The sequence below is a fragment of the Bacillus sp. ISL-51 genome (assembly GCF_018613535.1).
Taxonomy (GTDB): Bacteria; Bacillota; Bacilli; order Bacillales; family Bacillaceae; genus Bacillus.
Map to the genome: position 1 here is coordinate 204323 of NZ_JAGGQB010000012.1, position 24833 is coordinate 229155.

Here is a 24833-nt window from a genome sequence, read left to right on the forward strand (position 1 = left end):
CCTCACTCTCCAAACAAACGGCGGATCGCATGCTGCTGCGAGTCCTGCCTCATCAATGATTCTCCGATCAGAACAGCCTGCGCTCCGTGTTCCTTGACGAATTGCAAATCCTCTAAAGAGCCGATACCGCTTTCGCTTATTAACAGACAGCCGTCCGGCACAAGCGCAGCTATTTTTTCCGTTTGAGCGACAGACGTGCGAAACGTCTTCAAGTCGCGGTTGTTAATGCCGAGAATCTCCGGCTGAAACACCTTTAAAATCTGTTCAAGCACTGCTTCGTCATGGACTTCAACGAGAACATCCATGCCCTTCTCCCGGGCCTCCGTGTAAAGCTCGTGAAGCTGTACGGGCTCCAGCACTTCTCCGATCAGCAATATAGCGTCGGCCCCGATCCGATATGATTCTTCCACCTGAACGGAATCGATAATAAAATCTTTTCTGAGCACAGGAAGAGAAACGGTCTGTTTGATATCTGTCAAATATTGATTGTCCCCTTGAAAAAAACGGGTATCCGTCAGGACAGAAAGCGCATCAGCCCTTGCTGCTTCGTAATCTGCCGCAATTGCTTCCGGGACGAAATGCTCTTTGATCAGCCCTTTCGACGGCGATGCTTTTTTCACCTCGGCGATTAACCCGATAAAACGGTTCGGATGAGCGAGCGCTTCTTTAAAAGAGCGCCGTTCGATCTGACAGGTTTCCGGTAAAATAATTGATTTCATTTCTTCTTTTTTTTGTTTGATGATTTGATCAAGCATAGATTTCTTCCTCTTTCTGTTTCAGACGTTCAAGCTGCCTTTTGGCATCTCCGTTTTTAATCGTTTCTAAAGCAGCCTCTGTTCCTTCTCTCAGGCTATTTGCAATGCCTGCGGTGTAGATCGCCGCTCCCGCATTTAAAGCGGTAATATGCAGAGCGGACGGGACGCATTGATTTGCAAAAATATTCTGAATGAGATGGGCGCTCTCTTCCGGTGACTGCACCTGAATATCCTTCAGAGAGCCTTTTTCTAAACCGAATTGTTCCGGTGATACGGTATATTCACGCCGTTCTCCGTCTTTCAGCTCAATCACATTGGTCGGTGATGTAATCGACAGCTCATCTAACCCGTCATGGCCGGAAACGAGAAGCACATGCCTTACATCAAATCGTTCAAGAGCGCTCGCCATCAGCCGCGCCTTTTCGGCCGAGTAGACACCGATCACCTGCCGTTTCGCCTGCAACGGATTGCTGAGCGGGCCGAGCAGATTAAAAACAGTTCTGAAGCCAAGCTCTTTTCTCGCAGCGGCTACGTGTTTCATAGACGAATGAAACAATGGAGCAAACAGAAATCCCATCTGTTTCGTTTGAATGCTCCGTTTGACGCTGTCAGGAGTGGCTTGAATTGATACCCCGAGTTTTTCCAGCACATCCGCGCTTCCGCTCTTAGATGAGACGGAGCGGTTCCCATGCTTGGCAACTTTGGCACCGGCTGCAGAGGCTGTGATGGCGGCTGCGGTCGATATATTAAACGTAGAAAGTCCGTCTCCGCCTGTCCCGCACGTATCAACGACGTCCGGCAAGCCTTCCGCCGTCCGCGCATGGGCGTGCATGACCTTTACAAACCCTGCAAGCTCCTCTGCCGTTTCCCCGCGGTGGGCTAAAACGGATAATATCCCGCCTATCTCCGGCTGACTCATTTCACCGTTCATCATCATCTCCATCAGCTGCTCCGCCTCATCGGCAGTAAATGTGCTTCCATTAACGCAAAGCTGCAGAAATTTGTTCATCCGTCTTCTCCTCCCTGCCTGAAAAGATGTCTTCGGCGATTTGAATCGTTTTTAAGAGCGCTCCCGCTTTATTGCAGCTCTCTTCATATTCGGCTTCAGGGACAGAATCAGCTACGATCCCGGCCCCCGCTTGAATGGACGCTGTACCGTTTTTGACACTCATTGTGCGTATCGTGATACATGAATCAATCGAACCGTCAAACCCGATATAAGCGATACATCCGCCGTATGTTTCCCGGGGTGTCGGCTCCAGTTCATGTAAAAGCTGCATCGCACGTATTTTCGGAGCGCCTGTAAGCGTGCCTGCCGGAAATGCAGACATCAGCGCGTCAACAGGATGGATGCCTTGTTTCAAGCGGCCGGTCACAATCGAAATGATGTGCATCACATGAGAGAAGGATACGATTTTCGTAAATTCAGGCACGGATACTGACCCATACTCCGCCACTCTGCCGATGTCATTGCGTGCAAGGTCAACGAGCATATAATGTTCGGCCTTTTCCTTCTCATCATTCATCAGTTCTCTTTTCAGACGCTCATCCTCTTTTTTCCCGGCCCCCCTTTTCCTCGTTCCGGCAATCGGGTGGATTTCTAAATGCCTGTCATGTACGCGGATTAAACGCTCCGGCGAGCTGCCAACGATGTCCCTGTCCGGCAGTTTTATATAATACATATAAGGGGACGGATTGATGATCCGCAGCACTCTGTACAGCTCAAACGAATCTCGAGATACCGGGATCTCGAACTTCTGTGAAAGCACCCCTTGAAAAATGTCTCCCGCTTTTATATATTCTTTTAGTTTGCGGACATCTGCCATAAACTCTTCTTTCTGATAATTGGAAGAGACGCTGGCAAAGCTTGGCGTGTCACAGGTTTCTTTTGAAAAAAACAGTTCTTTCACGTTTTTCGGTTCTGTTAAAGTGTCAATAAGCTGCTGAAGTTCCGCGCAATTTTCTTCAAAAACAGCCCGTTTTTCTTCGTCTGTCTCTTGGCCGTTAAGCGCTGCATATTGAATAAAATGCACTTGTTTTGTTTCATGATCGTACGCGATGATTTTTCGGCAGACAAACAGCATGCATTTTGCAAAATCCGTTTCTTTTGCGTGACTTGGCACGGAAGGCTCTATAAGCGGAATCATATCATAGCTCAAGTAACCGACGGCTCCGCCTGAAAATGGGATATCAATGTCTGGAGTTTTAATCAGAAAACTTTCATTCATCCAGTCAAGGACTGCTTTTAATTCGCCGGCCGTAAAAAGCGTTTGCCCTTTTGAATCGGCAGCGGTGAACTTGTTATCACTCTCTTTAATTGTGATAAACGGGTCGAGGCCGATAAAGGAATATCTTGACCAGCTTGACGTATCATCCTTACTTTCCAGCAGATACGTAATGTTCCTGTCCAGTTTTTCTACCATTTGAATGGGTGTGATCGTGTCAACCGTAAATGTCTCTGCGATCGGAACTGTGAGGTGTGTCAGACTGTCCTTTAAAAATAAGGAAACATCCGATTGTATGTTCATGCTTCTCCTCCTTACGGGAAGGAGAATGAGATGAAGAGTGAGAGGGATTGTACGTATAAAAAATAAACCCAAAAGAAAGGCTTCTTTTGGGCAGAATAAAGACTAGTTTATCTCAGCTCAGGCTAAACTCATTCTCTGCTACCCTATTCTAAACTCAGCTGTTTCATGGTCTTGCTTTTGCTTTATACACACTCCTGTGTATTTCTAAGCTTTGTTTATCGTATTACAATTCAGCATTTTTTGTCAATGATAAATCCGGCCTTAACACAACTGCTTTTTCTAAATATACATGCCTGATCTCATCTTGAGGCGTATCCGTCTGAACGGTCATCATGACCCGAATACACTTTTTCAGGCCGCCGTTCACGTCCATTTCCTGCATGCACGTCACCGGCACATACTGCCAGCCGGAAAAGCGCCGAACCGCTTTAGCAGGGAAAACGGAATGAAGATCAGGAGTGGCGGATAACAGTATTTGCACAACATCTTCCGGCTTTGTTTGATTTTCCTTAATGATTTTTTCAAGCAGCTGCTGCGTTTTTTCTAAAATTTCCTGTTCGGTGTCTTGTTCCACCGTCGTTGCTCCGCGAATGCCGCGTATCATCATGCTGTCTCCTCCATTCGCCACTTGTTCAGCCAATTTTCCAGCTCATCTTTTGAAAGCATAAGGTCTCTTGCTTTGCCTAATTCCTTTAAGACAATGAACTGGATCATGCCTCCGCGCGTTTTTTTGTCATTCATCATCCGGCCGGAAAGAACGGACGTTTTGATATCATTTCTGATTGTGCCGGGATAGCCGAGCCCTCTCAGCCACTCTGTGAGCCTTTTTCTGTCCATTCGGCATCCAGCAGCCTGTTCACTTACAAAAAGAGCAAACTGCATGCCGAGGGCAACCGCATCTCCATGTGTGATTTGACCGTACCCGTATTCAGCTTCAATGGCGTGGCCGAGCGTATGTCCGAAATTCAAGAAAGCTCTGATTCCCTCTTCCTTTTCGTCCTCTTGCACAACGGCAGATTTAATAGAAATGCCTTTATAAATCATCTCATTCAAATCATCGCTCGTCAGTCCGTTTAATGTTTGAAGCCCAAGCAGCTTCTCTAAAAAAGCGTGATCGGCGATAAACGCATGTTTAATCACTTCGGCCATGCCCGATCTCAGCTCTTGTTCCGGCAATGTTTGTAAAAGCTCCGTATCATAAATCACCGCTTTCGGCTGATAAAACGCGCCGATTAAGTTCTTCCCGAGCTTATGATTAACAGCCACCTTGCCGCCAACCGCGCTGTCATGGGCAAGCAGCGTCGTCGGCATTTGAATAAAATCAATTCCGCGCATAAAAGTCGCTGCGCAAAAACCTGCCAAATCACCTGTGACACCGCCTCCGAATGCGATCATACACGAGGAGCGGTCCATATGAAAAGAAATGGCTTCCGTTTGAATCCGTTCAAACATTTCCATGGATTTCGCTTCTTCACCGCTCGGCACGATGACTTTTTTTACGGGCCAATTTTCGCTTAAGAGCTGATACATATCATCGCCGTACAGGCGGTCGACTTCAGCATCTGTCACAAGTAAAATTTTCGTCAGCGGTCTGTTCAGTGAAGTCAAAAATGCAGCGGCCTGTTTTCTTATACCTTCACCGATATAAACGGGATACGATGAGGAAGCAGTACGTACCTCAAGCTCTTTCATCAGAATTCCCTCGACAGTTTTCTCATGTTTTCTACATTTTCTTTTATGCGGTCGATTTGGTCCAGGCCAAATTGTTCTACGACGGCATTGGCAATTTCCCAAGCCACTGCTGCTTCTGCCACTACGCTTGCCGCGGGAACTGCGCAGCTGTCTGAACGCTCAATACTTGCAGAAAACGGCTCTTTCGTTTCAACATCAACACTTTTCAGCGGTTTGTACAAGGTCGGGATCGGCTTCATGACACCGCGGACGACAATCGGCATTCCTGTCGTCATACCGCCTTCCAACCCGCCAAGGCGGTTTGTCGCACGCGTATAGCCTTTTTCCTCGTCCCAAATGATTTCATCATGAACCTCACTGCCGTTTTTGCCGGCCGCTTCAAAGCCGATGCCAAACTCAACGCCCTTAAACGCATTAATGGACAAGACGGCCGCGGCAAGCTTACTGTCAAGCTTGCGGTCATAGTGAACGTAGCTGCCGACGCCGACAGGCATGCCTTCGACGATCACTTCTACGATTCCGCCGATTGAGTCGCCGTTTGCTTTCGCTTCATCTATAGCCGCCATCATTTTACGGCCCGCTTCTTCATCGTAACATCTGACCGGTGATTCCTCGGTCACCCGCTGCAAATCTTCGATTGACGTGTAATCAGTTTTTTCAGCCTTCACCCCGCCTATTTCTAAAACGTGTCCGGCTACTGTAATGCCAAGCTCCGCCAGAATCTTTTTAGCGACAGCGCCCGCAGCCACCCGAACCGTTGTTTCACGCGCGGAAGATCGTTCTAACACATTTCTCATATCGCGGTGATTATACTTAATAGCGCCGTTTAAATCTGCGTGCCCCGGTCTCGGTCTTGAAATTTGGCGTTTCATTTCACTTTCTTCTTCTTTTGTAATCGGAGCGGCGCCCATGATTTTTGTCCAGTGGGTCCAGTCCTTATTTTCCACGACAAGCGCAATCGGTGAACCGAGAGTCCGGGCATGACGCACCCCGCTCATGATTTTAGCCTGATCCGTCTCGATCTGCATGCGGCGTCCGCGGCCGTGGCCTTTTTGGCGTCTGGCAAGCTCAAAATTAATATCTTCCTCAGTTATATAAAGCCCTGCAGGCACACCTTCAATAATTGTCGTCAGTTGAGGACCGTGTGATTCACCGGCTGTTAAATATCTCATTCCTTCTACTCCCTTCATCGCATTAACGCTTTTAAGTAAAACTATACCACAAGTTTTCATAAAAAGTCTTCTATCTTTTTTGATAAAAAAACGTATCCGTGCTTTCAAGCCCGAATTTCTCCGGATTAAAAATCTGTTCTGTGCTGCCGACAAATAAAATACCGTTTTTCTTTAAGCAGTCAGCCATTTTCACATACAGCTCTTCTTTCGCTTTTTCAGTGAAATAAATAAAGACGTTGCGGCAGACAATCAGGTCAAAATCCTGCTCATAGCTGTCTGCAAGCAAGTTGTGCCGCTTAAAACGAATGTTTTTTTGGATCTCATGTTTGACTTGATAGCTGTTATCGGCCTGCTTCAAGAAATACCGGTTTTTCACGGAAGACGGCACCTCTTGAAGCGAACGCTCCTGATAGATTCCTTGTTTTGCTTTACTGAGCGCTTTTTCATCTATATCAGTCGCTAATATTTGAAAGCCGGGAAGCTCTTTCTGCTGATCGAGAATCATAGCCAAAGTATAAGGCTCTTCCCCCGTTGAGCAGGCCGCACTCCATATTTTTAACGGCTTATTTTGTTTTAATAACGGAAGTATTGATGTTTCAAGAACTTCCCACCTTTTATAATTACGGTAAAATTCAGAAACATTAATCGTCATTCTGTCTAATGTTTCATTCAATAAGAGCTTGTCTTTTTCAAGAGCTTCGGCGAATTGCTGAAAATCTCCGAACCCCTTTTTTTCGTAAAGTGATGTCAGCCTTCTTTTCATTTGGGCTTCTTTGTATAACGATAGATCAACACCAGTCATTTTTTTCCATTTGGTAATAAAAATCTCGTATGGCTCCATTGCTTCTCTCCCAATCTCGCTGTCTTTTGTCCTAGTATAGCCTGTTTTCTTTCTAAATTGTACGATTTCAATAAAAAAATCAGCCGGTTGGCTGATTTATGAAAACCAAAAAAGACAGAGTACCGCTGACTCTGTCCTTCACGAAAATTGTAAACCTTTACATAAAGCATGAAAAGAAGGGCCGTTATGGTTTAGTACACCCAGTCGGCCAGCAATTTTTGATATGGCACAAGCTCTTCTTGCTTAAAGAAAATTTGAATTTCACGCTCAGCGCTTTCTAATGAATCAGAGCCGTGAATAATATTTTTGCCGACAAACATTCCGAAGTCTCCGCGAATCGTGCCCGGCAGCGCTTCTTTCGGATTTGTTTTTCCGATCAGCTGTCTTGTGATGTCAATGACATTTTCGCCTTCCCATACCATCGCAAATACAGGACCTGACGTAATAAACTCCACAAGCTCGCCAAAAAATGGTTTTCCTTTATGCTCAGCATAATGATTTTCAGCCATTTGTTCAGAAACCGACATCAGCTTGGCTCCTGCCAATTGTAAGCCCTTACGTTCAAATCTGGATAAAATTTCTCCGATCAGCTGACGCTGTACGCCGTCCGGCTTTACCATGATAAAAGTTTTTTCCATAAGATTCTCCACCCCATCATTATGTATAGGCTTTCAAGTTGCACACCGAAATCGTAACATCTTTCTGACAATTAATCAATCCGGGGCGGAGAAAGTTCACATCTTGTTCGTAAAGGACTTAAAACTTCCGTTTGCCGATATATTTTGCGATCGCGGCCAATGAAGAACGTGCCCGGCCTCTCGGCAATGTATTCAGCTGCTCGAATGCTTTTTTTAAATATCTTTCACTGACGGCCATTGATTTTTCAATCGCGTCCGTCCGTTTAATATTTTCAATGATCGGCGCGAGCTGCTCCTGCGTTGTCTCGCTGTTAATTAACTTCAGCTGATTTTTCAATTCAGGCTGATGCAGCGCGTACAAAACAGGCAAGGTGACATTCCCCTGCAAAAGATCTCCTCCGACGGGTTTTCCCAGCTCTTCTTCAGTTGATGTAAAATCAAGAATATCATCAATGATTTGATAGGACATTCCCACATAATAACCGAACCAATATAATGCTTTATGAATCTTTTCATCGGCTCCTGAGGCAATTGCGCCAAGCTGGCAGCTGACGGCAATGAGAAGAGCCGTTTTTCGTTTGATGCGGCGCAAATAGGTTCTGAGGTTTTGTTCCATATTGTATTTGTCTTTGATTTGTTCAATTTCTCCGAGGCATACTTCTACGATGGTTTTGGACAGGATCCGATGGGCTTTCGGCTCATCTAATCTCGTCATCATTTCTAGTGAGCCGGCAAGCATGTAATCACCGGTGTACATGGCAATGCGGTTGTCCCATTTGGCTTTAATGGTCGGTTTTCCCCTCCGCAGTTCGGCATCATCAATGACGTCGTCGTGAACAAGCGATGCCATATGAATCATTTCCAGCGTCACTGCCACATATTTGATTTTATTAATGTCATAGTCGCCAAACATGCCGGAAAGCAATACGAACACAGGGCGGATCCGTTTGCCCCCCGCCTGCAGCAAATGAAGACCCGCTTCACTTAACAGGGGATAATCCGACCGAACCGTTTGCTCAAGCTCCCTTTCAATCACATCAATATCGTCATTTAAAAAAGAATAGGCCATTTTAAATTTCATATCATTCACCCAAACATCTGTTATTCATCATTTCCATCCGATATGTGTAGCAGCCACTCCGCCGGTAAACGGATGGTATTTAACATTCGTCAGGCCCGCTTCTTCAAACAGGCGCGCAAGCTCTTTCATACCGGGAAATTCTCTTGCCGATTCCTGAAGCCAAGAATATTCTTTGTAACTCTTCGCAAACATCTTTCCGAAAAAAGGCATAATGTACTTAAAGTACATAAAGTAAGCCTGTCTGAAGCCGAACATTTCCGGCTGGGATGTTTCCAGGCATACAACTTGCCCGCCCGGTTTGACCACGCGCCGCATTTCCTTCAGCACTGTCAGGTAATCGGGGACGTTCCGCAAGCCGAAACCGATGGTGACAAAATCAAATGAATCATCTTCGAAAGGGAGCTCCATCGCGTTTCCGTGCAGCAGCTCAATTTGGCTGAAACCGCCCTCTTTTACTTTTTTTTCGCCGATGCTCAGCATATTTTTACTGAAATCCAGTCCCTTTACTTCGCCGCTTTCCCCGGCCGCTTTCGCAAGGGCAATCGTCCAGTCAGCCGTTCCGCAGCAGACATCGAGCGCTTTGGCGCCTTCTTTCACATTCATAATCTGCATCGTTTTATCGCGCCATTTTTTGTGCTGCTGAAAACTGATGACAGAGTTCATTTGGTCATAGTTTTTGTAAATTTTTTCAAATACGCCGTGTACCCGCTGTTCTTTTGACTCCTGCATGATGGTTACCCTTCTTCCACTTTCTGATGATAAGTTTTGTCTTGGCTGATTGTTTTAAGCCGGTTCAGCAATAGATTTTGAATAGGTGAATTGAGCGGCAGCAGCGTCTCAATGCTTTGCTTTGCTTTTGTAAAGCTTTCTTCCAGTATTTCAGCCTTTGTTTTCCCTGACTTTACAATATTGCCGATTACATCGAGAAATATAGCATTGCCGTTCATCAGCCGCTTATATACAAAAAAATCACTCGCCAGCCTTTTCCAGCGCGGAAGATTGAAGTGGTCTGACACTCTGTGAAACAGCGCCGCTTCCACAATCGCCATGCTTTCGATCAATTGGTTCATGTCATTGACAGACCGATCGTACAGACGGATTTTATGCTCATTGATTTCTTTAATTGCCGTTGCGAGTGTCCGAATCATGTAGATATCCTTCATTTCAGATAAAAGCGAATAGTACAGTCCGCTGAAATAGTCACCGGCAAGCACGGTCAGCTGCCGATTTTTATTTTCATCTCGCTTTAACGCTCTGGCTGTTGTCACTTCATCGTGGGTATCAAGGGCGCTTTGGACAAGCATCGCAGTTACTATATAATTTTCTCTGTCGTTGTTCTTAATGTCCGCTTCTTCAAACAAAGCGTGAAAAAGAAGAAGTTTATCTTCATCGATTTTAGGCGCAGAAATATGTTTCGCTAAATAAGGATGAGACAGCTTTTGTTTTAATTTCGTATTCAAATTTGCTAAAGTTCCGTAGATGTCTTGCAAAAATATCACCCTTGTCCCCAAATTCACATTTATTCTAATATGTATGAGATTTACTCGTCATTATTATACGCACGTACCATTATAGCATAAAAAAAAGAAATTGGCTGTATTCTCCCGCTGTTTGCGAGCATTCTGCAGCAGCGAGCAGCGGGAAACAGCCAGCTTATTTTTTTTCGCTTTTCATTTCTCCGTAAGCGGTTTGGATAAGGGCGTTGCCTCTCACTTTAATGGCGGATGTGTGCTCGGTAAATTGAGCGATGATCACTTCACCTTTGTCCAGTTTTTCGGAATGGTGAAATTTCGTATCCGTTCCTCTCGTTAAACCGATGACGTTCACGCCGTCCTCGACCGCTTTAATGACGACAAAATCATTTGAATGCTTTGAATTCATATCGGCACCCTCTATCATTATTAATCCGCACGTTTAATATGTTCTAAAACTTCCGAACGTGCTGCTGCGTCATCTTTAAAAATACCTCTCACAGCGGATGTAACTGTTTTTGCACCCGGCTTTCTTACGCCTCTCATCGTCATGCACATATGCTCAGCTTCCACGACAACCATGACGCCGTGCGGATCTAAGGTGTCTACAATGCTTTCTGCAATTGTTGAGGTAATGCGCTCTTGAAGCTGAGGGCGTTTTGAGACAGCTTCTACTGCGCGGGCCAATTTACTGAGGCCTGTCACCTTGCCGCCGCGCGGAATGTAGGCAATATGCGCTTTTCCGTAAAAAGGAACAAGATGATGTTCACACATAGAATGAAACGCGATATCCTTTACTAGAACAAGCTCCTCGTGATCCTCCCCGAAAACGGTTTGAAAATGTTCTTTCGGATCTTCATTCAATCCCGAGAATACTTCAGCATACATTTTTGCTACCCGTTTCGGCGTGTCTAAAAGCCCTTCCCGGTTCGGGTCTTCTCCAATCGCCTCTAAAATCTGGCGAACTGCCTGTTCAATCTGCTCTTTATTAACTTCTTTCATCTTCTGTGTCCTCCACCATTGAATACATTTAATTTCGATTCTAGCACATTTGCCGCGCCAAAAGCAAAACGAAAGCCCTGCTCGGTGACTGAGGCTTTTTAAATATGAAAAGCCCCTTAAAAAGGGGCTTTTCTGTGAAGAAATAAAGTGTATGTATGACTGATGCATACACGATCTATATTCACAATTATTTTCCGGCAACAGCGTCTTTAAGAGCCTTACCTGGTTTGAAAGCAGGTACCTTGCTTGCTGGAATTTCGATTTCTTCACCTGTTTGAGGGTTACGTCCTTTACGTGCAGAACGTTCGCGCACCTCAAAGTTACCAAAACCGATCAGTTGAATTTTATCACCGTTTTTAAGTGCATCTAAAATCGTATCAAAAACAGAATCAACTGCTTTTGTAGCGTCTTTTTTAGACAATTCGCTTGCTTCCGCAACCGCATTGATTAGTTCTGTCTTGTTCATGCCTTTCACCTCCTCCCAAAAGAATATCATTTCAGCAGTTTATTATCATTTCTTCACAGTTCAGCCTGATTCTAAACCTGTCTGATTAAAAAATCAAAGCAGGGAAGAACAGACAAGTAAACGGCTTTAACAAGAAAATAGACACCCTGAGGAATGTTTGTCCAGCAAAGTGAAGATTTTCTGTATGTAGATTAACACATATAAAAAGCCATATCAAGCATTTTAAAGCTCCAATCCCTTGCTCGTCAAGGTTTTCACGTGTTTTACCGAACGAATATTCCTTTTTTTACTTATTTCCTCCTAATCCTTGATTCATTTCCAATATCTTAAAGGACATAAAAAAAGACCTCCCGTTTCAAGAAGAGGTCCTTCTGATTACAAAATGATGGCGATCAAGCCGCCTGATCCTTCGTTTATAATTCTTTCCAGCGTTTCTTTCAGTTTATATCTGGCATTCTCAGGCATAAGCGAGAGTTTTGCGGAAATGCCTTCTCTCACAATAGAGCTTAAGGACCTTCCGAAAATATCGGAGTTCCAGATAGAAAGCGGATCATCTTCAAAATCCTGCATTAAATAGCGGACAAGCTCTTCGCTTTGCTTTTCCGTGCCGATAATCGGCGCAAATTCACTCTCCACATCCACCTTGATCATATGAATGGACGGGGCGACCGCTTTCAGCCTTACGCCGAATCTTGACCCTTGGCGGATGATTTCCGGTTCATCAAGGCTCATATCCGTTAAAGCCGGCGCGGCAATTCCGTACCCGGTCTGTTTAACCATTTTCAAAGCGTCTGATACTTGGTCATATTCCGTTTTCGCATGAGCAAAATCCTGCATCAATTCAAGCAAGTGGTCTTTTCCGCGAATTTCAACGCCCACTACCTCTTTTAAAATCTGGTCATATAAATGATCAGGAGCGTACAAATCGATTTCAGCGACACCCTGACCCAGCTCAATCCCGGCTAAACCGGCACTTTCAATAAATTCAAATTCGCTGAAGTGGCCGACAACCCGGTCTACATCACGCAGACGTTTGATATCCTTTACAGTTTCTTTCACTGATTCCTGGTAGCTTTCCCTGAGCCAATGGTTTTCCTTGAGCACCATGACCCAGCTCGGCAGATTGACGTTCACTTCAAGCACAGGAAACTCATAAAGCGCTTCTCTGAGGACGCTTAAGACATCTGTTTCCCGCATGCTTTCAACACTCATAGCGAGTACCGGTATATCATATTTTCCGCTTAATTCCTGCCTGAGCGCTTCGGTTTCCGGATGGTACGGCTTCACAGAGTTGATCACCATAATAAACGGTTTGCCGACTTCCTTCAGCTCTTCAATGACTCTTTCTTCCGCCTCTACGTAATCACCCCGTGGGATATCGCCGATCGAGCCGTCTGTCGTAATGACAACTCCGATTGTAGAGTGCTCTTGAATGACTTTTCTCGTTCCGATTTCCGCTGCTTCATGAAATGGAATCGGCTCTTCATACCAAGGTGTATTAATCATTCGCGGGCCGTTTTCATCTTCATATCCCTTTGCTCCCGGAACAGTGTATCCCACACAGTCCACCAGGCGGATGTTGACATCGAGTCCGTCCGCTACATGAACGGACATTGCCTGATTCGGAACAAATTTAGGTTCCGTCGTCATAATCGTTTTTCCTGCGGCGCTTTGCGGAAGCTCATCCTGCGCCCGCGCGCGGTCCGCTTCATTGCTGATATTCGGGAGCACCACAAGCTCCATAAATTTTTTAATGAATGTAGATTTCCCTGTACGGACAGCGCCAACGACACCTAAGTATATATCGCCTCCTGTTCGTTCAGCGATATCCTTGAAAATATCGACCTTTTCCAAGTGATCCCCTCCCGGACTTCCTATCCTTATCGTTTTTATTTCACCATTCTTCAATCAAATACAGGACACTATATGTGTATGACGTTGTCCTATTTCAATATGACATCTTTAGAAAATTTTCAGGCAGTCTTTCTATTACAATCAGAAAAAACCTTTCTCCCTATTTGTATGCGCGGGAGAAAGGTTCATTCCTGTTTCGTTTTACTTTCTAAAAAAACGGGTTCCTGTTTTTCATTCACTGTGTATTTGACCGAAAAAGCCGGGACAAATGGGGTGTCCTTCCATAAGATATCCTGAATTTCCGTACCTGGTTTTACTGTTTTTTTGTTCTCTTTCAGACAGCGGGCCAGATCGACGCGATAGTCTGCATAGATCTCCCCGTCCGCACCGATTAAAAGCGGCAGCGAAACGCCGGATACCGGGCTTCTGACTGAAGGAGACTCTTTGATGCCGAGCTTTGTTTTATCCAATGTGAACAAGCTCTTTGAGACGACGTCCTGATAGGGAGGGTATGTATGTTTTTCCTGATACATTTTGACACGGAGCTTCATATCACGGATTTTTTCCGCCATTTGCAGGTCAATAAGCTTGACAGTCGGCTTGTTTTCCACGTCAACGAGCACGTATTGATACGTTCCTCCGCTTTCATAGGCCGAAGCAGGCGGCTCTTCCATGTATCTCGGCGCCAGCCGCTTAAAATCTATCGGATACTTTTGATAGATCGGTGTTTTCATATCTTTTGTCTGAATGGGCAGCAGGCCGCCGTTTGCCTTTTTAAATTCATTAACGGCCGCTTGAACCTGCTCAAGCTGATGTTTGTAAGACACTTGATTTTCAGTTTTTTTCGCTTCCGGGTATAAACAGCCTGACAGAAGAAGCACAGCGGCCGTTATCACGGCAATTTTCAATTTATGCATCCCGCTCCCCCTTTCCTGCTTTATTCACTGACAGGCCCGCTGAACACGACCATTAACACGATCAAGCCTGATATGAGCATACAGGCATAAGCGAGCGAAGAAACTGCGGCTTTTATAATCTTGTTTTTGCATTTATACCGGCTTACATAAATAGACGCAACCGCGACAAACATTAATCCCATAGCTCCAAGCGCAAACCACATTTTCATCAATGCCACACTCACGTTCATGCCCCCCGATCATTCTTTTGTAAGCGTTATATTTTATTTTAATATACAAATGTTGAAAAGATCAACAGGTTTTCCATCTATTGAAAAAAAACAAAAAAAACTGAAGCAAAGAGGGGGACTTTGCTTCAGTCAAGTTGACTATATTTACCTGCACGTCTAAGATACACTCTCTTGGACTTCGATGCTATAGTATGCGGGTGCGCGTACGTATGCATCCTCTTCTGCCTAAATCAGCAAATGTTTTAAGCGATTTCAGCCGGAGAGTTCCGCGATTTGGACTTTCATCACTTCAGAATATGCAGGCGGCGTTTTATTGTCACTTTGCTTGGTTTTCAAATGTGTTGACCAAGTCCTCCATCTCATGGGTTTTTACTCTGGCCATCAAGGATTCGACGGCCGTTTCTACCTTTTGCCCATTAAATAACACTTGGTGAAGCGCTTCTGTAATCGGCATTTTCACTTGGTATTTTTGTGAAAGCTGATATGCCGCTTTTGTTGTCCGCACTCCTTCAACAACCATTCCCATCTTGTCGAGGACTTCTTCAAGCTTGTACCCTTTGCCAAGCAGGTTGCCGGCGCGCCAGTTCCGGGAATGAACGCTTGTACACGTCACAATTAAATCGCCTACGCCGGTCAGCCCGGAAAAAGTAAGAGGATTGCCTCCCATTTTTGTCCCAAGCCTTGCGATTTCAGCAAGCCCGCGTGTGATTAACGCCGCTTTCGCATTATCTCCGTAGCCCAATCCGTCTGTAATTCCGGCGGCCAGAGCAATGATATTTTTTAAGGCTCCCCCTATTTCAACACCGATCATATCCGGGTTCGTATAAACGCGGAAATGCTGGTTCATAAACAAATCCTGAACAGCTTCTGCAGCCTCAATATTTTTAGAGGATGACGTGACGGTCGTCGGGTGTCTTAATCCGACTTCTTCAGCATGGCTCGGCCCGGAAAGCACAACGATGTCTTTTCTGTATTCCTCAGGCAGCTCCTCTTCCATTAATTCCGAAATGCGGAGAAGCGTGTCCGGCTCGATTCCCTTACTGACATGAACAAAAATCGAGTTTTTAGAAAGGTAAGGCAAAGCCTGCTTCAGCACTTCACGAATGGCTTTTGTCGGCACTGCGACAATAATGTACTCAGCACCTGTTAAGGCCTCGCTTAAATCAGCGGTGCCGATCACGGAACTAGAAAGCTCCACACCAGGGAGATAATCTTTGTTTTCATGCAGTTCATTGATTTGATTGATCAGTTCGGCACGGTGTCCCCACATCATGACTTGATGTCCGTTATCAGCCAGCACTAAAGAAAGTGCAGTGCCCCAGCTTCCCGCTCCAAGCATTGCCACTTTTTTCATCTCTGTATCACACCTTTTTATTTTCTCGCTCTTGCAAATATTTTGATTGGCGTCCCTTCAAAACCGAACGCATCTCTGATTCGGTTTTCTAAAAAGCGTTCATAAGAAAAATGCATCAGTTCCGGATCATTGACAAAAACAACGAAGCTCGGCGGCTTTACAGCAACCTGAGTCGCATAATAAATTTTCAGGCGCGAGCCGTTATGTGTCGGAGTCGGGTTCATGGCGACCGCATCCATAATCACGTCGTTTAACACGTTTGTCTGCACGCGAAGCGAGTGGTTTTCACTTGCTTTAATAATCGCAGGCATCAGTGTATGAATCCGTTTTGTCGTCAACGCCGACATAAACAAGACCGGCGCATAATCGAGAAATTGAAAATGCTCCCGTATATTCTGCTCGAATTCTTTCATCGTGCGTTCATCTTTTTCAACGGCATCCCATTTGTTAACGACAATCACGACGGCTTTTCCCGCTTCATGGGCATAGCCGGCGATCCGTTTGTCCTGCTCAAGAATGCCTTCTTCAGCGTTCAGCACCACACCGACAACATCTGAGCGGTCAATCGCTTTTAACGCCCGAAGCACGCTGTATTTTTCAGTCGTTTCGTATACTTTACCCTTTTTTCTCATTCCTGCTGTATCAACGATCACAAAATCCTGCTGGTTATATGTGAACGCCGTATCCACAGCGTCTCTCGTTGTTCCCGCGACGTTACTGACGATGACACGCTCTTCGCCGAGCATCGCGTTCACAAGGGAAGATTTGCCGACATTCGGGCGGCCGATCAGGCAGAATTGCACGACATCATCACTGTATTTCGTTTCCGGAATGTTTTTAAAATGCTCGGCAGCCGCGTCAAGCAAGTCGCCTAAACCCAAGCCGTGTGTACCGGAAATCGGATAAGGCTCGCCAAAGCCGAGCGCGTAAAAATCATAAATGTTTGATCTCATTTCGGTATTATCTAGTTTATTAACGGCTAATACGACCGGCTTTTTCGTCCGGTAAAGTATTTTCGCCACTTCTTCATCCGCCGCAGTCACACCTTCACGGCCGTTCACCATGAAGATAATCACATCAGCCTCGTCCATGGCGATTTCAGCCTGCTGGCGGATTTGTGTCAGAAACGGTTCGTCTCCGATGTCGATTCCGCCTGTATCGATCAGGTTAAAATCATAATTCAGCCATTCCGCCGAGCTGTATATCCGGTCCCTCGTCACTCCGGGGGTATCTTCTACTATTGAAATTCTTTCACCCGCAATCCGGTTAAAGATTGTGGATTTTCCCACATTCGGTCTTCCGACAATGGCTACGACAGGTTTACCCATAGTACCCTTCCTTTCAATCCAGCCGCTTACATTTTCATAAAAATTGTTCAACCGGTTATTAAAATCATCTTCGCTATGAAAAGAACCCTTCAAACAGAAGGGCTTAACTCATTTATTATATCAGTTTTCACTGAGATCACAATGTATTCTTCAAAATGTTTCGCAATCATGTAACAGTCCCGGCTTGTTTTCATGACATTTTTGTAGCTCCTTTTCCCGTCTTTTTGCTTTTTGCGCCGACACGTGCCGCAAGCTGTTCATATGTGGTCAGGCCGACGAGTAAAATCGCTCCCGCGGAGCACCCGGAGAGCCATTGATAGTCTCCGACGGTTACGGTGCCTGCAATCTTATGAATGACCGATGAATATAGAAGCTCCCCTTGGCACATGCCGAGAACAAACAGACAGAGCCGCTCAGGAAACCGCCCCTCAACGGAAACCGTAATGACGGTCAGCAATATGACCGCCGCCCATTCAGGTTTTATGATAAACCAAACCGGATCATATAATGCAAAAAGAAAAATAAATCCGTAAGCTGCCGCCGCCGTCAAATGTATGACCATATAACGGAGCTGTTTATGCATGCCTAAGCTCCCCGCATAGACAAATGCCGCTGCAAAAAAAATCACATACGCCGCGTTCAGCGTAAAATAAACAGTAATATGATGTATGCTTGCCATTATATTAGTCAAAATAAAGACTGATACGTGAAAACGGCTTTTCGTTTTGGCAAAAATAAAAGTCGCAAGTATCCATAAAAACCACATAGACCAGTAATAATAAAACAGTTCCATAATCGCTCCTCCTCTGATCAGTATGGAGCGGGAACGCATTTTTTAAACCATATGATAACTGAAAGGAGCAATGACGATGGGAAAGGACAGACAGGAAAAAAAACTGAAAGCCTCACGCAGAGTAGAATCAGACCGCGACCAGTCTATACATCATAAGGGGGCGACAAGCCTCGAGCAAAACGGGGAGTTCAGAAAAAGAAAATCATAAGCATACAAAAAGGCATGCGGACTGCATGCCTTTTAACGTCTGCTGAAATGGGACGTATCAATTCCTCTTTCTGAAAGCCAATGGTGGGTGTCACCTTTTATGACCAGCGGCGCCCGCTGCAATTCAGCAACAGACTGACAGCCGAGGGCAGTCATAATCATTTTCAGCTCTTGCAATAACGCCGTGATCTCGTTAAACAGGCCTTCTTCCCCGTTTGAGGTCAAAGCTTTTAAGAAATTGCCCGCCATTCCGGAAAAAGAAGCACCGAGAGCAATCGATTTCGCAACATCAAGCGCGCTTTGCAGCCCTCCGGATGCGATAATCGGATGATCCCTGCAAACCGAACGGATTTCCGCTAAACTTGCGGCAGTCGAAATCCCCCATGTATTAAAAAATTGAAGCTCCTTCTCTCGGCGCAGATTTTCAATCCTGGAGAAATTCGTTCCGCCGTAACCGCCGGCATCCACGGCTGACACTCCGATGTCAAACAACTGCTGCGCCGACTCTTTGCTCATGCCGAATCCGACTTCTTTTACGAATACAGGAACACCCGCTTCACCTGCAATGCGCTCAATGCGGTCCAGAGCGCCCGTAAAGCTTCTGTCTCCCTCAGGCATGACGATCTCCTGTATGACATTCAAATGAATCTGCAACGCATCCGCTTCAATCATGTCAACTGCTCTTTTTGCCTGTTCAGCGTCTGCTTCGCTGCCTAAATTCGCAAAGATTAAGCCGTCCGGGTTTTCTTTTCTTACGATTTCATAAGAAAACCGCTCGGACGGGTCTTTCAAAGCAGACATCTGCGATCCGACTGCGAGCGGAATGTCTGCTTTGCGGGCGGCTCTTGCCAGTGATCGGTTAATCTCATATGTAAGCTGTCCGCCGCCGCCTGTCATAGCATTGATAAAAATCGGCGAACTGCTGGTAAGTCCGCCGATTTTCGTTGAAATATCCACTTTTTCCAATGCAAGGTTTGGCAGGCTGACATGAACAAACGTAATATCATCAAGCCCTGTTCCACGGTCTTGGCCGGTCGACAGCGCATGATTTATATGTTCTCTTTTTCGTTCTGCTCGTGTCACGTTTTATCACCAATTTATTTTAATTTATTAAGCTTGTCTCCGATTAAATCGCCAAGCTGGAAGCCTGTGCTCGGCTCTTCCTTCGCCTGGTATTGGCGGAAGTCCTCATGATCAGCTTTTGGCGCTTCTTCAAGCTCACGCATGCTCAAGGAAATGCGTTCTTCGCTTTCGTTGACATCAAGCACCTTCACTTTTACAGTTTGTCCTTCTTCAAGCACTTCATGCGGCGTTCCGATATGTTTATTGGAAATTTGCGAAATGTGAACAAGGCCTTCAACGCCCGGAAGAATTTCAACAAACGCACCGAAGCTGACGAGGCGCTGCACTTTGCCGTCAAGCACATCTCCCTGTTTTACCTTTTCGCCGACTTGGCTCCACGGTCCCGGCAGCGTTTCTTTAATAGATAAAGAAATACGCTCATTATCGCGGTCTACAGACAGTACTTTCACTTTTACTTCCTGGCCTTCTTCCACCACGTCAGACGGTTTTTCAACATGTGAGTGGGACAGCTGGGAAATGTGAACAAGGCCGTCGATTCCGCCGATATCAACAAATGCGCCGAAATCAGTCAGGCGCTGCACTTTGCCGTCAAGCACGCTTCCAACCTCAAGCGTTTGAAGAAAATCTTGTTTTTTGTTTGCTTGTTCTTCTTCCACTACAGCCCGGTGTGACAGAATCACCCGGTTTTTCTCGCGGTCAAGTTCAACGACGATAAGAGAGAGGGTTCTCCCTTTATAGTCAGTGAAATCCTCGACGAAATGAGCTTCGACAAGTGATGCGGGAATAAAGCCGCGAACGCCGATATCAACGACGAGACCGCCTTTCACCACATCTTTCACTTCAGCTTCAAACACTTCTTTTGTTTCGAATTTTTTCTCAAGGTCTTCCCAAGCGCGGTCAGCATCAACGGCACGTTTAGATAAAATCAAAGCATCGTCTTCCACTTTTGTTACTTTCAGGTCAAGCTCGTCGTCTGTTTTCACGACATCCGATGCTTTCTCTACATGAAGACTTGATAATTCACTGATTGGAATGATGCCGGACTGTTTGACATTGATAATCTCAACATCTACATGTTTGTCCTCAACCTTTGTCACAATCCCTTTTACTACATCTCCAACCTCTGGCACTTGAACATCAATTTGATTCATTTCCTCTGTCATTTGAATAACCTCCTTGGTCCAAACCTACACAGCTTAATTAAAACGGTTTGAAAGCTGAACATGTGACTGTCCGCTTTTGGCCGAATATGTATTAAAGAATCATTCAAAAAGAATTTGAATGTTCAATAAAAAGTTTTATTAGTATTAACTTCTAATAAAAGGACTGGTTTGTCAAGCAATAACATCTTGTCTGCGGAAAAAAATTTAAAATGAACGGCAGCAAGGTTAACGTGATTTCTCTTCGACGATTTCAAGAATTCTGCCTGCAACTTCAGCAATGCTGAGAGACGTCGTGTCGATTTCAATCGCGTCATCCGCTTTGCGCAGCGGCGAGACTTCCCGTTCTGAGTCAAGCTTGTCGCGTCTTGCAATTTCTTCTATCAGCGTCTCGTAATGAACGTCATAGCCTTTTTTCACATTTTCTTCATAACGGCGCTTCGCTCTTTCTTCTACAGAGGCTAAGAGGAAAATTTTCACTTCCGCATCAGGCAGCACGTGTGTCCCGATATCCCGGCCGTCCATGACAACGCCGCCCTTTTCTCCAAGCAGCTGCTGTCTTTTGACCAATTCTTCTCTGACGCCTTTATGCTTGGCGGCAATGGATACTTGGTTGCTGACTTCATCTTTTCTGATCTCTTCTGTCACATTTTCTCCGTTTACTAAAACGATTTGCCCTTCCGGAGCAGAAACAAGCTCTATCTCCGTCTGCTTCAGCAGCTCTGTAAGCGCCGCTTCATCAGTTAAATCTGTATTTTGTTTTAATGCCGTATATGTAATTGCACGATACATCGCGCCTGTATCAATGTACACATATGATTTTTTTTCAGCCACTATTTTAGCAACGGTGCTTTTTCCGGCAGCTGCCGGGCCGTCAATTGCAATCGATAATTTCTTGTCCATAATCTCTCTCCTTGCTCTTTTCTCCTCTATGGATTGTATCACGAACTGCATAAAAAGGGCGAAAAAAATCGAGATGATTTTTACCGTTTTACCGTTTCAATCCACTCTTTTTTCTCCATTTTATCTACTCCTTCATATTTCACCGCTTTTGAAATATAGGGTTCGATAGGCTGATAATGAAGCAGAAATTGTACTGCGGCCAGAATTAAGAGCTGGATGCATACTAATTTTACAAGCAGCCGTTCAAACGTTTTCATACACGCGCACCTCCATTATGATTAGTATGGAAAAGTGCGCCGCTGTTTATTCGGACAGCCTGTTTCTTCTGTTTTGAAGCTGCATGCGCATACAGTATTGGATCAGCAGCTGCTGTGAGCCGGGGTTAATCTCTGTGTATTCGAGCGTTATTTTCTGTTTATCAGTTTTTGAATCATAGAAAACCCGCTGAATGACGGCTTCTGCCGTAATATCGGCCGCCTTTTCCGGATGAGGAAGAGAGAAGGAGACATTCAGCTTTTCACCGGGCTCTGCAGAAACATGGTCAGGCAGCACAAGCGCCATTCCCCCTGCACTGATATTAGAGGAAACCGTTTGAAACGCGGCTTTTCCTGATTCGCTGCGAACGGACACATCCAATACAGCGTCTGCCCGCACATAATGGCGCCGTTGAATTCGTTTCATGTCCTCCTTGGGAGGGATGTCCAGCCCAATCATCGGAATGGGATCTTTTCTCTTTCCTTTTACCGTACTTTTAAATTGGTAAGGCACTCCGCCGCTGCCTGTAAATTCAACTGTAATCTCTAACCCACTGTGCAAAAAGACCGTCCGTCCAGACTCGGGATCGACAGGGTACGAAATCAGCAGCTCGCCGTTATCCACGCTGACCGCCTTGCTTTTTACTTTTTTCCACTCATTATTTTCTATGTATTCAATCCATATATAATCTCCGACAGCTATCATGACCTTCACTCTTTCATTAGCTTTATGCTTTTATTAAAGCATGTAATGAAAAAAAGGAAAAGACTTTTAGCCCTTTCCTCCTTTATTTTTATAGGTCTTTGTATACAGGTTCTGCACTTTTCAGCTTTTCTATTTTCTCTTCTTTCCCGTCGTCCGCATTGATAAACATTTGATACGTGTCATTCCCTATGGTGCCGAGGATTTCGTAGCACAGTACTTCCTGGCCGAGTTCATTTGTTATTAATGCGAGGCGCGTTTCTCTTACCTCGACATTCTTATTCAGCTTCGCTTTCGCTTCATCCGCCGATAAAGCCGGAGACGGAATGGTTCTCGTGCGGTGCGCCGCTAAATAATCCCTTGCGGAAAAGCCGACGACTTCACCGTCATCCAGCGCAACCTTCATACGGATCGATTCCGGATAGATACGGACATTTTTCTCAACAGGAATAAAAGTGAAAACACCGATATTATTATATTGCGCGCTTTCGTCAATTTCGATGGCTTTCGTTTCATAGCCGTTTTTCTTTAAAAATGCGATTGCCCGATTTGATGCTTCATTGAGGCTGATCTTTTGCTTTTTCACGGCCCGGTTTTGAATTAAATAAACCGGATGGCCGCCTTTTTGCGTAATATCCATATAGATCTTAGATGTATGATCCGCGTCGTTCATACGGATGCTGTATACATCCCGGTTCGTTTTTCTGCCGCTTTTGACCACTTTAATGGAATAATTATGATCAGGCGCAAACCGTTCCGCGATCTTTATCGCTTCTTTTTCGGTAATTTGTTTTCCCTGCAGATGGTTAAAACCCTTTTGCGCTGTTTTTGCGCTTGTAAATGCAGGGCCGAAATTGCCTTCCGAATAGGCGCTTACATTTTTCTCGACTGTTTTAAAGCTGTTGATAATAGTATTGTCACTCTGTTTTCTGTCAGATGCGAGCGCCATTTCAACATCCATCCACCGCAGATTTTTGCTCATCACGAGGTGCTGAACGCTGCGCAGTTCGTTTTGAATGTTCTCCGCCCGTTTATAAAGGCTGTTTAATGCCGTATACTCTTTTTTATCGAGCGGCTTTTGGTCTAAATCTCTGACTGATGTTTTATAGCTGAAATCTCCTATATTGGATAAAAACTCCTCCGTCTTATTAAAAGGCATTAGAGTAAGCGGGAGCTGGCTCACATTGTTATGGGCCGCTGATGAAATCCGCCACACATCAATCAGCGCCGGTGACAGAGATTTTTTGCTGTTCATGGCCAGCGTCGTCCCGATTTTATCGTGAAGCTGGTCAACATGATACGTTAATTCATGAAAAGCCCTCTGATAATTGTTTTCAGCATGCAAAAGGACGGCATCCTTTTCCTGATGCTCTTTATATCCCCAATAGCCGGTTGCGGCAATGGCGACTCCGAGAACAGCGATGATGATTCCTCTGATCATATTTAACACCTCTTTTTATGCGTTCTTTTACTCACAGAAAATGTGCTTACCGATTCTCTTAATCTGCGGGCGGCCCCATATCCATGCGCTGGTCGCCGTGTCAGGATTGAAATAGTATAACGCGTTTTCGGAAGGGTCCCAGCCATTAATTGCGTCAAGCACCGCTTCTTTCGCTCTTTCATTCGGCTGCAGATAAATTTGTCCGTCAGCAACGGCTGTAAAAGCAAGCGGTTCAAAAATAACGCCTGCCACCGTATTCGGAAATAACGGGCTTTTGATCCGGTTTAAGATGACCGCGGCAATGGCGACCTGCCCTTCAAAAGGCTCACCACGCGCTTCTCCGTACACGGCTTGCGCCAGCAGATTAACTTCATTGTTTGAAAAACCGCCGGGCATATTGGCTGCAGTCGTATTCTGTTTTTTAGACGCCTGTGTTTGGCCGCCTGTTTTGTTTTGCGGTTTTGGAGCAGGCTGTTTTTTTCCAGCCGGCTGTTGGGCGGCTGCTGACGGTTTTGTTTGATTTTTTAACGGAATGCCGCCGTAATGTGTGAACGTATTTCCTTTCTGAATCTGCTCCATGACATATTCACGATAATACTTTGATTTCGAGATCAAGGTCTGTTTTGTTTTTGCTCCGACCAGGCCGTCAACCGGCTTCATTCCGAATTTCTCCTGGAAGTTCCGCACGGCCCAATATGTGCTCCAGCCGTAAACCCCGTCGATTTTCCCGCTGTAAAATCCGTTATATTGAAGACGAGCCTGTAATTCTATAACATCATCCCCCGTCGCTCCTCTTTGAATCACTTGATTTGAAAACGCATAGGCCGTTTCATGATTGAAGAAAGCGGTGATAACAAAGGAATAAAGAATGAGACATGCCATAAACGCTCCTTTGGACTTCATCTTTTCAAGCCTCCTACAGCAAAATTTAAAGTGTAACCGTATTGTCTGTCACGCGG

General features: G+C 45.3%; 28 protein-coding genes. 1 reads left to right on the top strand and 27 read right to left on the bottom strand.

What is annotated here, in order from left to right:
* Positions 1–2 precede the first annotated feature (2 nt).
* From trpC to J7E26_RS16150, 20 genes are all read right to left on the bottom strand, one after another.
* The gene (gene trpC / locus J7E26_RS16055; protein WP_214814288.1) at positions 3–755 is read right to left on the bottom strand and encodes an indole-3-glycerol phosphate synthase TrpC; all 753 of its coding nucleotides are present in this window, start codon (positions 753–755) and stop codon (positions 3–5) included.
* Positions 748–1764: an anthranilate phosphoribosyltransferase gene (gene trpD / locus J7E26_RS16060; RefSeq protein ID WP_214814291.1), complete on the bottom strand. Its 1017-nt coding sequence runs from the start codon at positions 1762–1764 to the stop codon at positions 748–750. The genes trpC and trpD overlap by 8 nt, the downstream gene beginning before the upstream one ends.
* Positions 1736–3283, bottom strand: coding sequence for an anthranilate synthase component I (gene trpE, locus J7E26_RS16065; RefSeq protein ID WP_214814293.1), 1548 nt, complete (start codon positions 3281–3283; stop codon positions 1736–1738). The genes trpD and trpE overlap by 29 nt, the downstream gene beginning before the upstream one ends.
* 223 nt (positions 3284–3506) lie before the next feature.
* Positions 3507–3890: a chorismate mutase gene (gene aroH / locus J7E26_RS16070; protein WP_214814295.1), complete on the bottom strand. Its 384-nt coding sequence runs from the start codon at positions 3888–3890 to the stop codon at positions 3507–3509.
* A complete protein-coding gene (aroB, locus tag J7E26_RS16075) occupies positions 3887–4975 on the bottom strand; it encodes a 3-dehydroquinate synthase (protein WP_214814297.1) in 1089 nt (362 codons plus the stop codon). The genes aroH and aroB overlap by 4 nt, the downstream gene beginning before the upstream one ends.
* Complete coding sequence (gene aroC, locus J7E26_RS16080) at positions 4975–6147, bottom strand: chorismate synthase (RefSeq protein ID WP_214814299.1); 1173 nt, start codon at positions 6145–6147, stop codon at positions 4975–4977. The genes aroB and aroC overlap by 1 nt, the downstream gene beginning before the upstream one ends.
* Positions 6148–6217: 70 nt before the next feature.
* Positions 6218–6988, bottom strand: coding sequence for a CheR family methyltransferase (locus tag J7E26_RS16085; protein WP_214814301.1), 771 nt, complete (start codon positions 6986–6988; stop codon positions 6218–6220).
* 191 nt (positions 6989–7179) lie between these two features.
* On the bottom strand, positions 7180–7626 hold the full coding sequence (gene ndk, locus J7E26_RS16090; protein WP_061520949.1) for a nucleoside-diphosphate kinase: 447 nt from the start codon (positions 7624–7626) through the stop codon (positions 7180–7182).
* Positions 7627–7744: 118 nt separating this feature from the next.
* Positions 7745–8707 carry a heptaprenyl diphosphate synthase component II gene (gene hepT, locus J7E26_RS16095; RefSeq protein ID WP_061520948.1) on the bottom strand — a complete coding sequence of 321 codons (963 nt, stop codon included), beginning with the start codon at positions 8705–8707 and terminating at the stop codon, positions 7745–7747.
* A 27-nt stretch (positions 8708–8734) separates the two neighbouring features.
* The gene (gene menG, locus J7E26_RS16100; RefSeq protein WP_214814311.1) at positions 8735–9436 is read right to left on the bottom strand and encodes a demethylmenaquinone methyltransferase; all 702 of its coding nucleotides are present in this window, start codon (positions 9434–9436) and stop codon (positions 8735–8737) included.
* 5 nt (positions 9437–9441) lie between these two features.
* The gene (gene hepS, locus J7E26_RS16105) at positions 9442–10197 is read right to left on the bottom strand and encodes a heptaprenyl diphosphate synthase component 1 (protein ID WP_061527704.1); all 756 of its coding nucleotides are present in this window, start codon (positions 10195–10197) and stop codon (positions 9442–9444) included.
* A 163-nt stretch (positions 10198–10360) separates the two neighbouring features.
* A complete protein-coding gene (mtrB, locus tag J7E26_RS16110) occupies positions 10361–10588 on the bottom strand; it encodes a trp RNA-binding attenuation protein MtrB (protein ID WP_061520945.1) in 228 nt (75 codons plus the stop codon).
* A gap of 20 nt (positions 10589–10608) precedes the next feature.
* The gene (gene folE / locus J7E26_RS16115; RefSeq protein WP_061520944.1) at positions 10609–11181 is read right to left on the bottom strand and encodes a GTP cyclohydrolase I FolE; all 573 of its coding nucleotides are present in this window, start codon (positions 11179–11181) and stop codon (positions 10609–10611) included.
* Positions 11182–11368: 187 nt separating this feature from the next.
* The gene (gene hbs, locus J7E26_RS16120) at positions 11369–11647 is read right to left on the bottom strand and encodes a non-specific DNA-binding protein Hbs (RefSeq protein ID WP_003153447.1); all 279 of its coding nucleotides are present in this window, start codon (positions 11645–11647) and stop codon (positions 11369–11371) included.
* A gap of 375 nt (positions 11648–12022) precedes the next feature.
* Positions 12023–13501: a stage IV sporulation protein A gene (gene spoIVA / locus J7E26_RS16125; protein ID WP_214814316.1), complete on the bottom strand. Its 1479-nt coding sequence runs from the start codon at positions 13499–13501 to the stop codon at positions 12023–12025.
* A 185-nt stretch (positions 13502–13686) separates the two neighbouring features.
* Positions 13687–14418, bottom strand: a complete 732-nt coding sequence (locus J7E26_RS16130) for a hypothetical protein (RefSeq protein WP_214814319.1) — start codon at positions 14416–14418, stop codon at positions 13687–13689.
* A 20-nt stretch (positions 14419–14438) separates the two neighbouring features.
* Positions 14439–14642 carry a DUF2768 domain-containing protein gene (locus tag J7E26_RS16135; protein WP_214814322.1) on the bottom strand — a complete coding sequence of 68 codons (204 nt, stop codon included), beginning with the start codon at positions 14640–14642 and terminating at the stop codon, positions 14439–14441.
* A 322-nt stretch (positions 14643–14964) separates the two neighbouring features.
* Positions 14965–16002 (bottom strand): NAD(P)H-dependent glycerol-3-phosphate dehydrogenase, encoded by a 1038-nt coding sequence (locus tag J7E26_RS16140; RefSeq protein WP_214814325.1) that lies wholly within the window; start codon positions 16000–16002, stop codon positions 14965–14967.
* Between the two features lie 17 nt (positions 16003–16019).
* A complete protein-coding gene (gene der, locus J7E26_RS16145) occupies positions 16020–17330 on the bottom strand; it encodes a ribosome biogenesis GTPase Der (RefSeq protein ID WP_214814343.1) in 1311 nt (436 codons plus the stop codon).
* Positions 17331–17520: 190 nt separating this feature from the next.
* Positions 17521–18123: a YphA family membrane protein gene (locus J7E26_RS16150; RefSeq protein WP_214814345.1), complete on the bottom strand. Its 603-nt coding sequence runs from the start codon at positions 18121–18123 to the stop codon at positions 17521–17523.
* A 76-nt stretch (positions 18124–18199) separates the two neighbouring features.
* Here J7E26_RS16150 and J7E26_RS16155 point away from each other — a divergent pair, with 76 nt between their 5' ends.
* On the top strand, positions 18200–18331 hold the full coding sequence (locus tag J7E26_RS16155; protein ID WP_214814347.1) for a YpzI family protein: 132 nt from the start codon (positions 18200–18202) through the stop codon (positions 18329–18331).
* Positions 18332–18363: 32 nt separating this feature from the next.
* On the opposite strand, the gene fni is transcribed toward J7E26_RS16155, so the two are convergent.
* From fni to sleB, 7 genes are all read right to left on the bottom strand, one after another.
* Positions 18364–19413, bottom strand: a complete 1050-nt coding sequence (gene fni, locus J7E26_RS16160; protein ID WP_214814358.1) for a type 2 isopentenyl-diphosphate Delta-isomerase — start codon at positions 19411–19413, stop codon at positions 18364–18366.
* A 14-nt stretch (positions 19414–19427) separates the two neighbouring features.
* The gene (gene rpsA / locus J7E26_RS16165; protein WP_214814360.1) at positions 19428–20576 is read right to left on the bottom strand and encodes a 30S ribosomal protein S1; all 1149 of its coding nucleotides are present in this window, start codon (positions 20574–20576) and stop codon (positions 19428–19430) included.
* Positions 20577–20801: 225 nt separating this feature from the next.
* Positions 20802–21476 (bottom strand): (d)CMP kinase, encoded by a 675-nt coding sequence (gene cmk, locus J7E26_RS16170; protein WP_214814363.1) that lies wholly within the window; start codon positions 21474–21476, stop codon positions 20802–20804.
* 80 nt (positions 21477–21556) lie between these two features.
* Positions 21557–21733, bottom strand: coding sequence for a YpfB family protein (locus J7E26_RS16175; RefSeq protein WP_167348361.1), 177 nt, complete (start codon positions 21731–21733; stop codon positions 21557–21559).
* 46 nt (positions 21734–21779) lie between these two features.
* On the bottom strand, positions 21780–22436 hold the full coding sequence (locus J7E26_RS16180) for a flagellar brake protein (protein ID WP_214814365.1): 657 nt from the start codon (positions 22434–22436) through the stop codon (positions 21780–21782).
* Between the two features lie 88 nt (positions 22437–22524).
* Positions 22525–23874: a germination protein YpeB gene (gene ypeB / locus J7E26_RS16185; protein WP_214814367.1), complete on the bottom strand. Its 1350-nt coding sequence runs from the start codon at positions 23872–23874 to the stop codon at positions 22525–22527.
* A gap of 27 nt (positions 23875–23901) precedes the next feature.
* The gene (gene sleB / locus J7E26_RS16190; protein ID WP_214814369.1) at positions 23902–24777 is read right to left on the bottom strand and encodes a spore cortex-lytic enzyme; all 876 of its coding nucleotides are present in this window, start codon (positions 24775–24777) and stop codon (positions 23902–23904) included.
* Between the last annotated feature and the right edge of the window lie 56 nt (positions 24778–24833).

Bases quoted from the DNA above. Each gene is read 5' to 3' on its own strand.
- hepT (WP_061520948.1), bottom strand. From the start codon at position 8,707: ATGAAATTTAAAATGGCCTATTCTTTTTTAAATGACGATATTGATGTG.
- trpE (WP_214814293.1), bottom strand. From the start codon at position 3,283: ATGAACATACAATCGGATGTTTCCTTATTTTTAAAGGACAGTCTGACA.
- J7E26_RS16130 (WP_214814319.1), bottom strand. From the start codon at position 14,418: ATGCATAAATTGAAAATTGCCGTGATAACGGCCGCTGTGCTTCTTCTG.
- rpsA (WP_214814360.1), bottom strand. From the start codon at position 20,576: ATGACAGAGGAAATGAATCAAATTGATGTTCAAGTGCCAGAGGTTGGA.
- ypeB (WP_214814367.1), bottom strand. From the start codon at position 23,874: ATGATCAGAGGAATCATCATCGCTGTTCTCGGAGTCGCCATTGCCGCA.
- trpC (WP_214814288.1), bottom strand. From the start codon at position 755: ATGCTTGATCAAATCATCAAACAAAAAAAAGAAGAAATGAAATCAATT.
- hbs (WP_003153447.1), bottom strand. From the start codon at position 11,647: ATGAACAAGACAGAACTAATCAATGCGGTTGCGGAAGCAAGCGAATTG.
- menG (WP_214814311.1), bottom strand. From the start codon at position 9,436: ATGCAGGAGTCAAAAGAACAGCGGGTACACGGCGTATTTGAAAAAATT.
- der (WP_214814343.1), bottom strand. From the start codon at position 17,330: ATGGGTAAACCTGTCGTAGCCATTGTCGGAAGACCGAATGTGGGAAAA.
- aroB (WP_214814297.1), bottom strand. From the start codon at position 4,975: ATGAAAGAGCTTGAGGTACGTACTGCTTCCTCATCGTATCCCGTTTAT.
- trpD (WP_214814291.1), bottom strand. From the start codon at position 1,764: ATGAACAAATTTCTGCAGCTTTGCGTTAATGGAAGCACATTTACTGCC.
- J7E26_RS16180 (WP_214814365.1), bottom strand. From the start codon at position 22,436: ATGATAGCTGTCGGAGATTATATATGGATTGAATACATAGAAAATAAT.
- folE (WP_061520944.1), bottom strand. From the start codon at position 11,181: ATGAAAGAAGTTAATAAAGAGCAGATTGAACAGGCAGTTCGCCAGATT.
- aroC (WP_214814299.1), bottom strand. From the start codon at position 6,147: ATGAGATATTTAACAGCCGGTGAATCACACGGTCCTCAACTGACGACA.
- J7E26_RS16175 (WP_167348361.1), bottom strand. From the start codon at position 21,733: ATGAAAACGTTTGAACGGCTGCTTGTAAAATTAGTATGCATCCAGCTC.
- sleB (WP_214814369.1), bottom strand. From the start codon at position 24,777: ATGAAGTCCAAAGGAGCGTTTATGGCATGTCTCATTCTTTATTCCTTT.
- cmk (WP_214814363.1), bottom strand. From the start codon at position 21,476: ATGGACAAGAAATTATCGATTGCAATTGACGGCCCGGCAGCTGCCGGA.
- J7E26_RS16140 (WP_214814325.1), bottom strand. From the start codon at position 16,002: ATGAAAAAAGTGGCAATGCTTGGAGCGGGAAGCTGGGGCACTGCACTT.
- J7E26_RS16150 (WP_214814345.1), bottom strand. From the start codon at position 18,123: ATGGAACTGTTTTATTATTACTGGTCTATGTGGTTTTTATGGATACTT.
- aroH (WP_214814295.1), bottom strand. From the start codon at position 3,890: ATGATGATACGCGGCATTCGCGGAGCAACGACGGTGGAACAAGACACC.
- J7E26_RS16085 (WP_214814301.1), bottom strand. From the start codon at position 6,988: ATGGAGCCATACGAGATTTTTATTACCAAATGGAAAAAAATGACTGGT.
- J7E26_RS16155 (WP_214814347.1), top strand. From the start codon at position 18,200: ATGGGAAAGGACAGACAGGAAAAAAAACTGAAAGCCTCACGCAGAGTA.
- mtrB (WP_061520945.1), bottom strand. From the start codon at position 10,588: ATGAATTCAAAGCATTCAAATGATTTTGTCGTCATTAAAGCGGTCGAG.
- ndk (WP_061520949.1), bottom strand. From the start codon at position 7,626: ATGGAAAAAACTTTTATCATGGTAAAGCCGGACGGCGTACAGCGTCAG.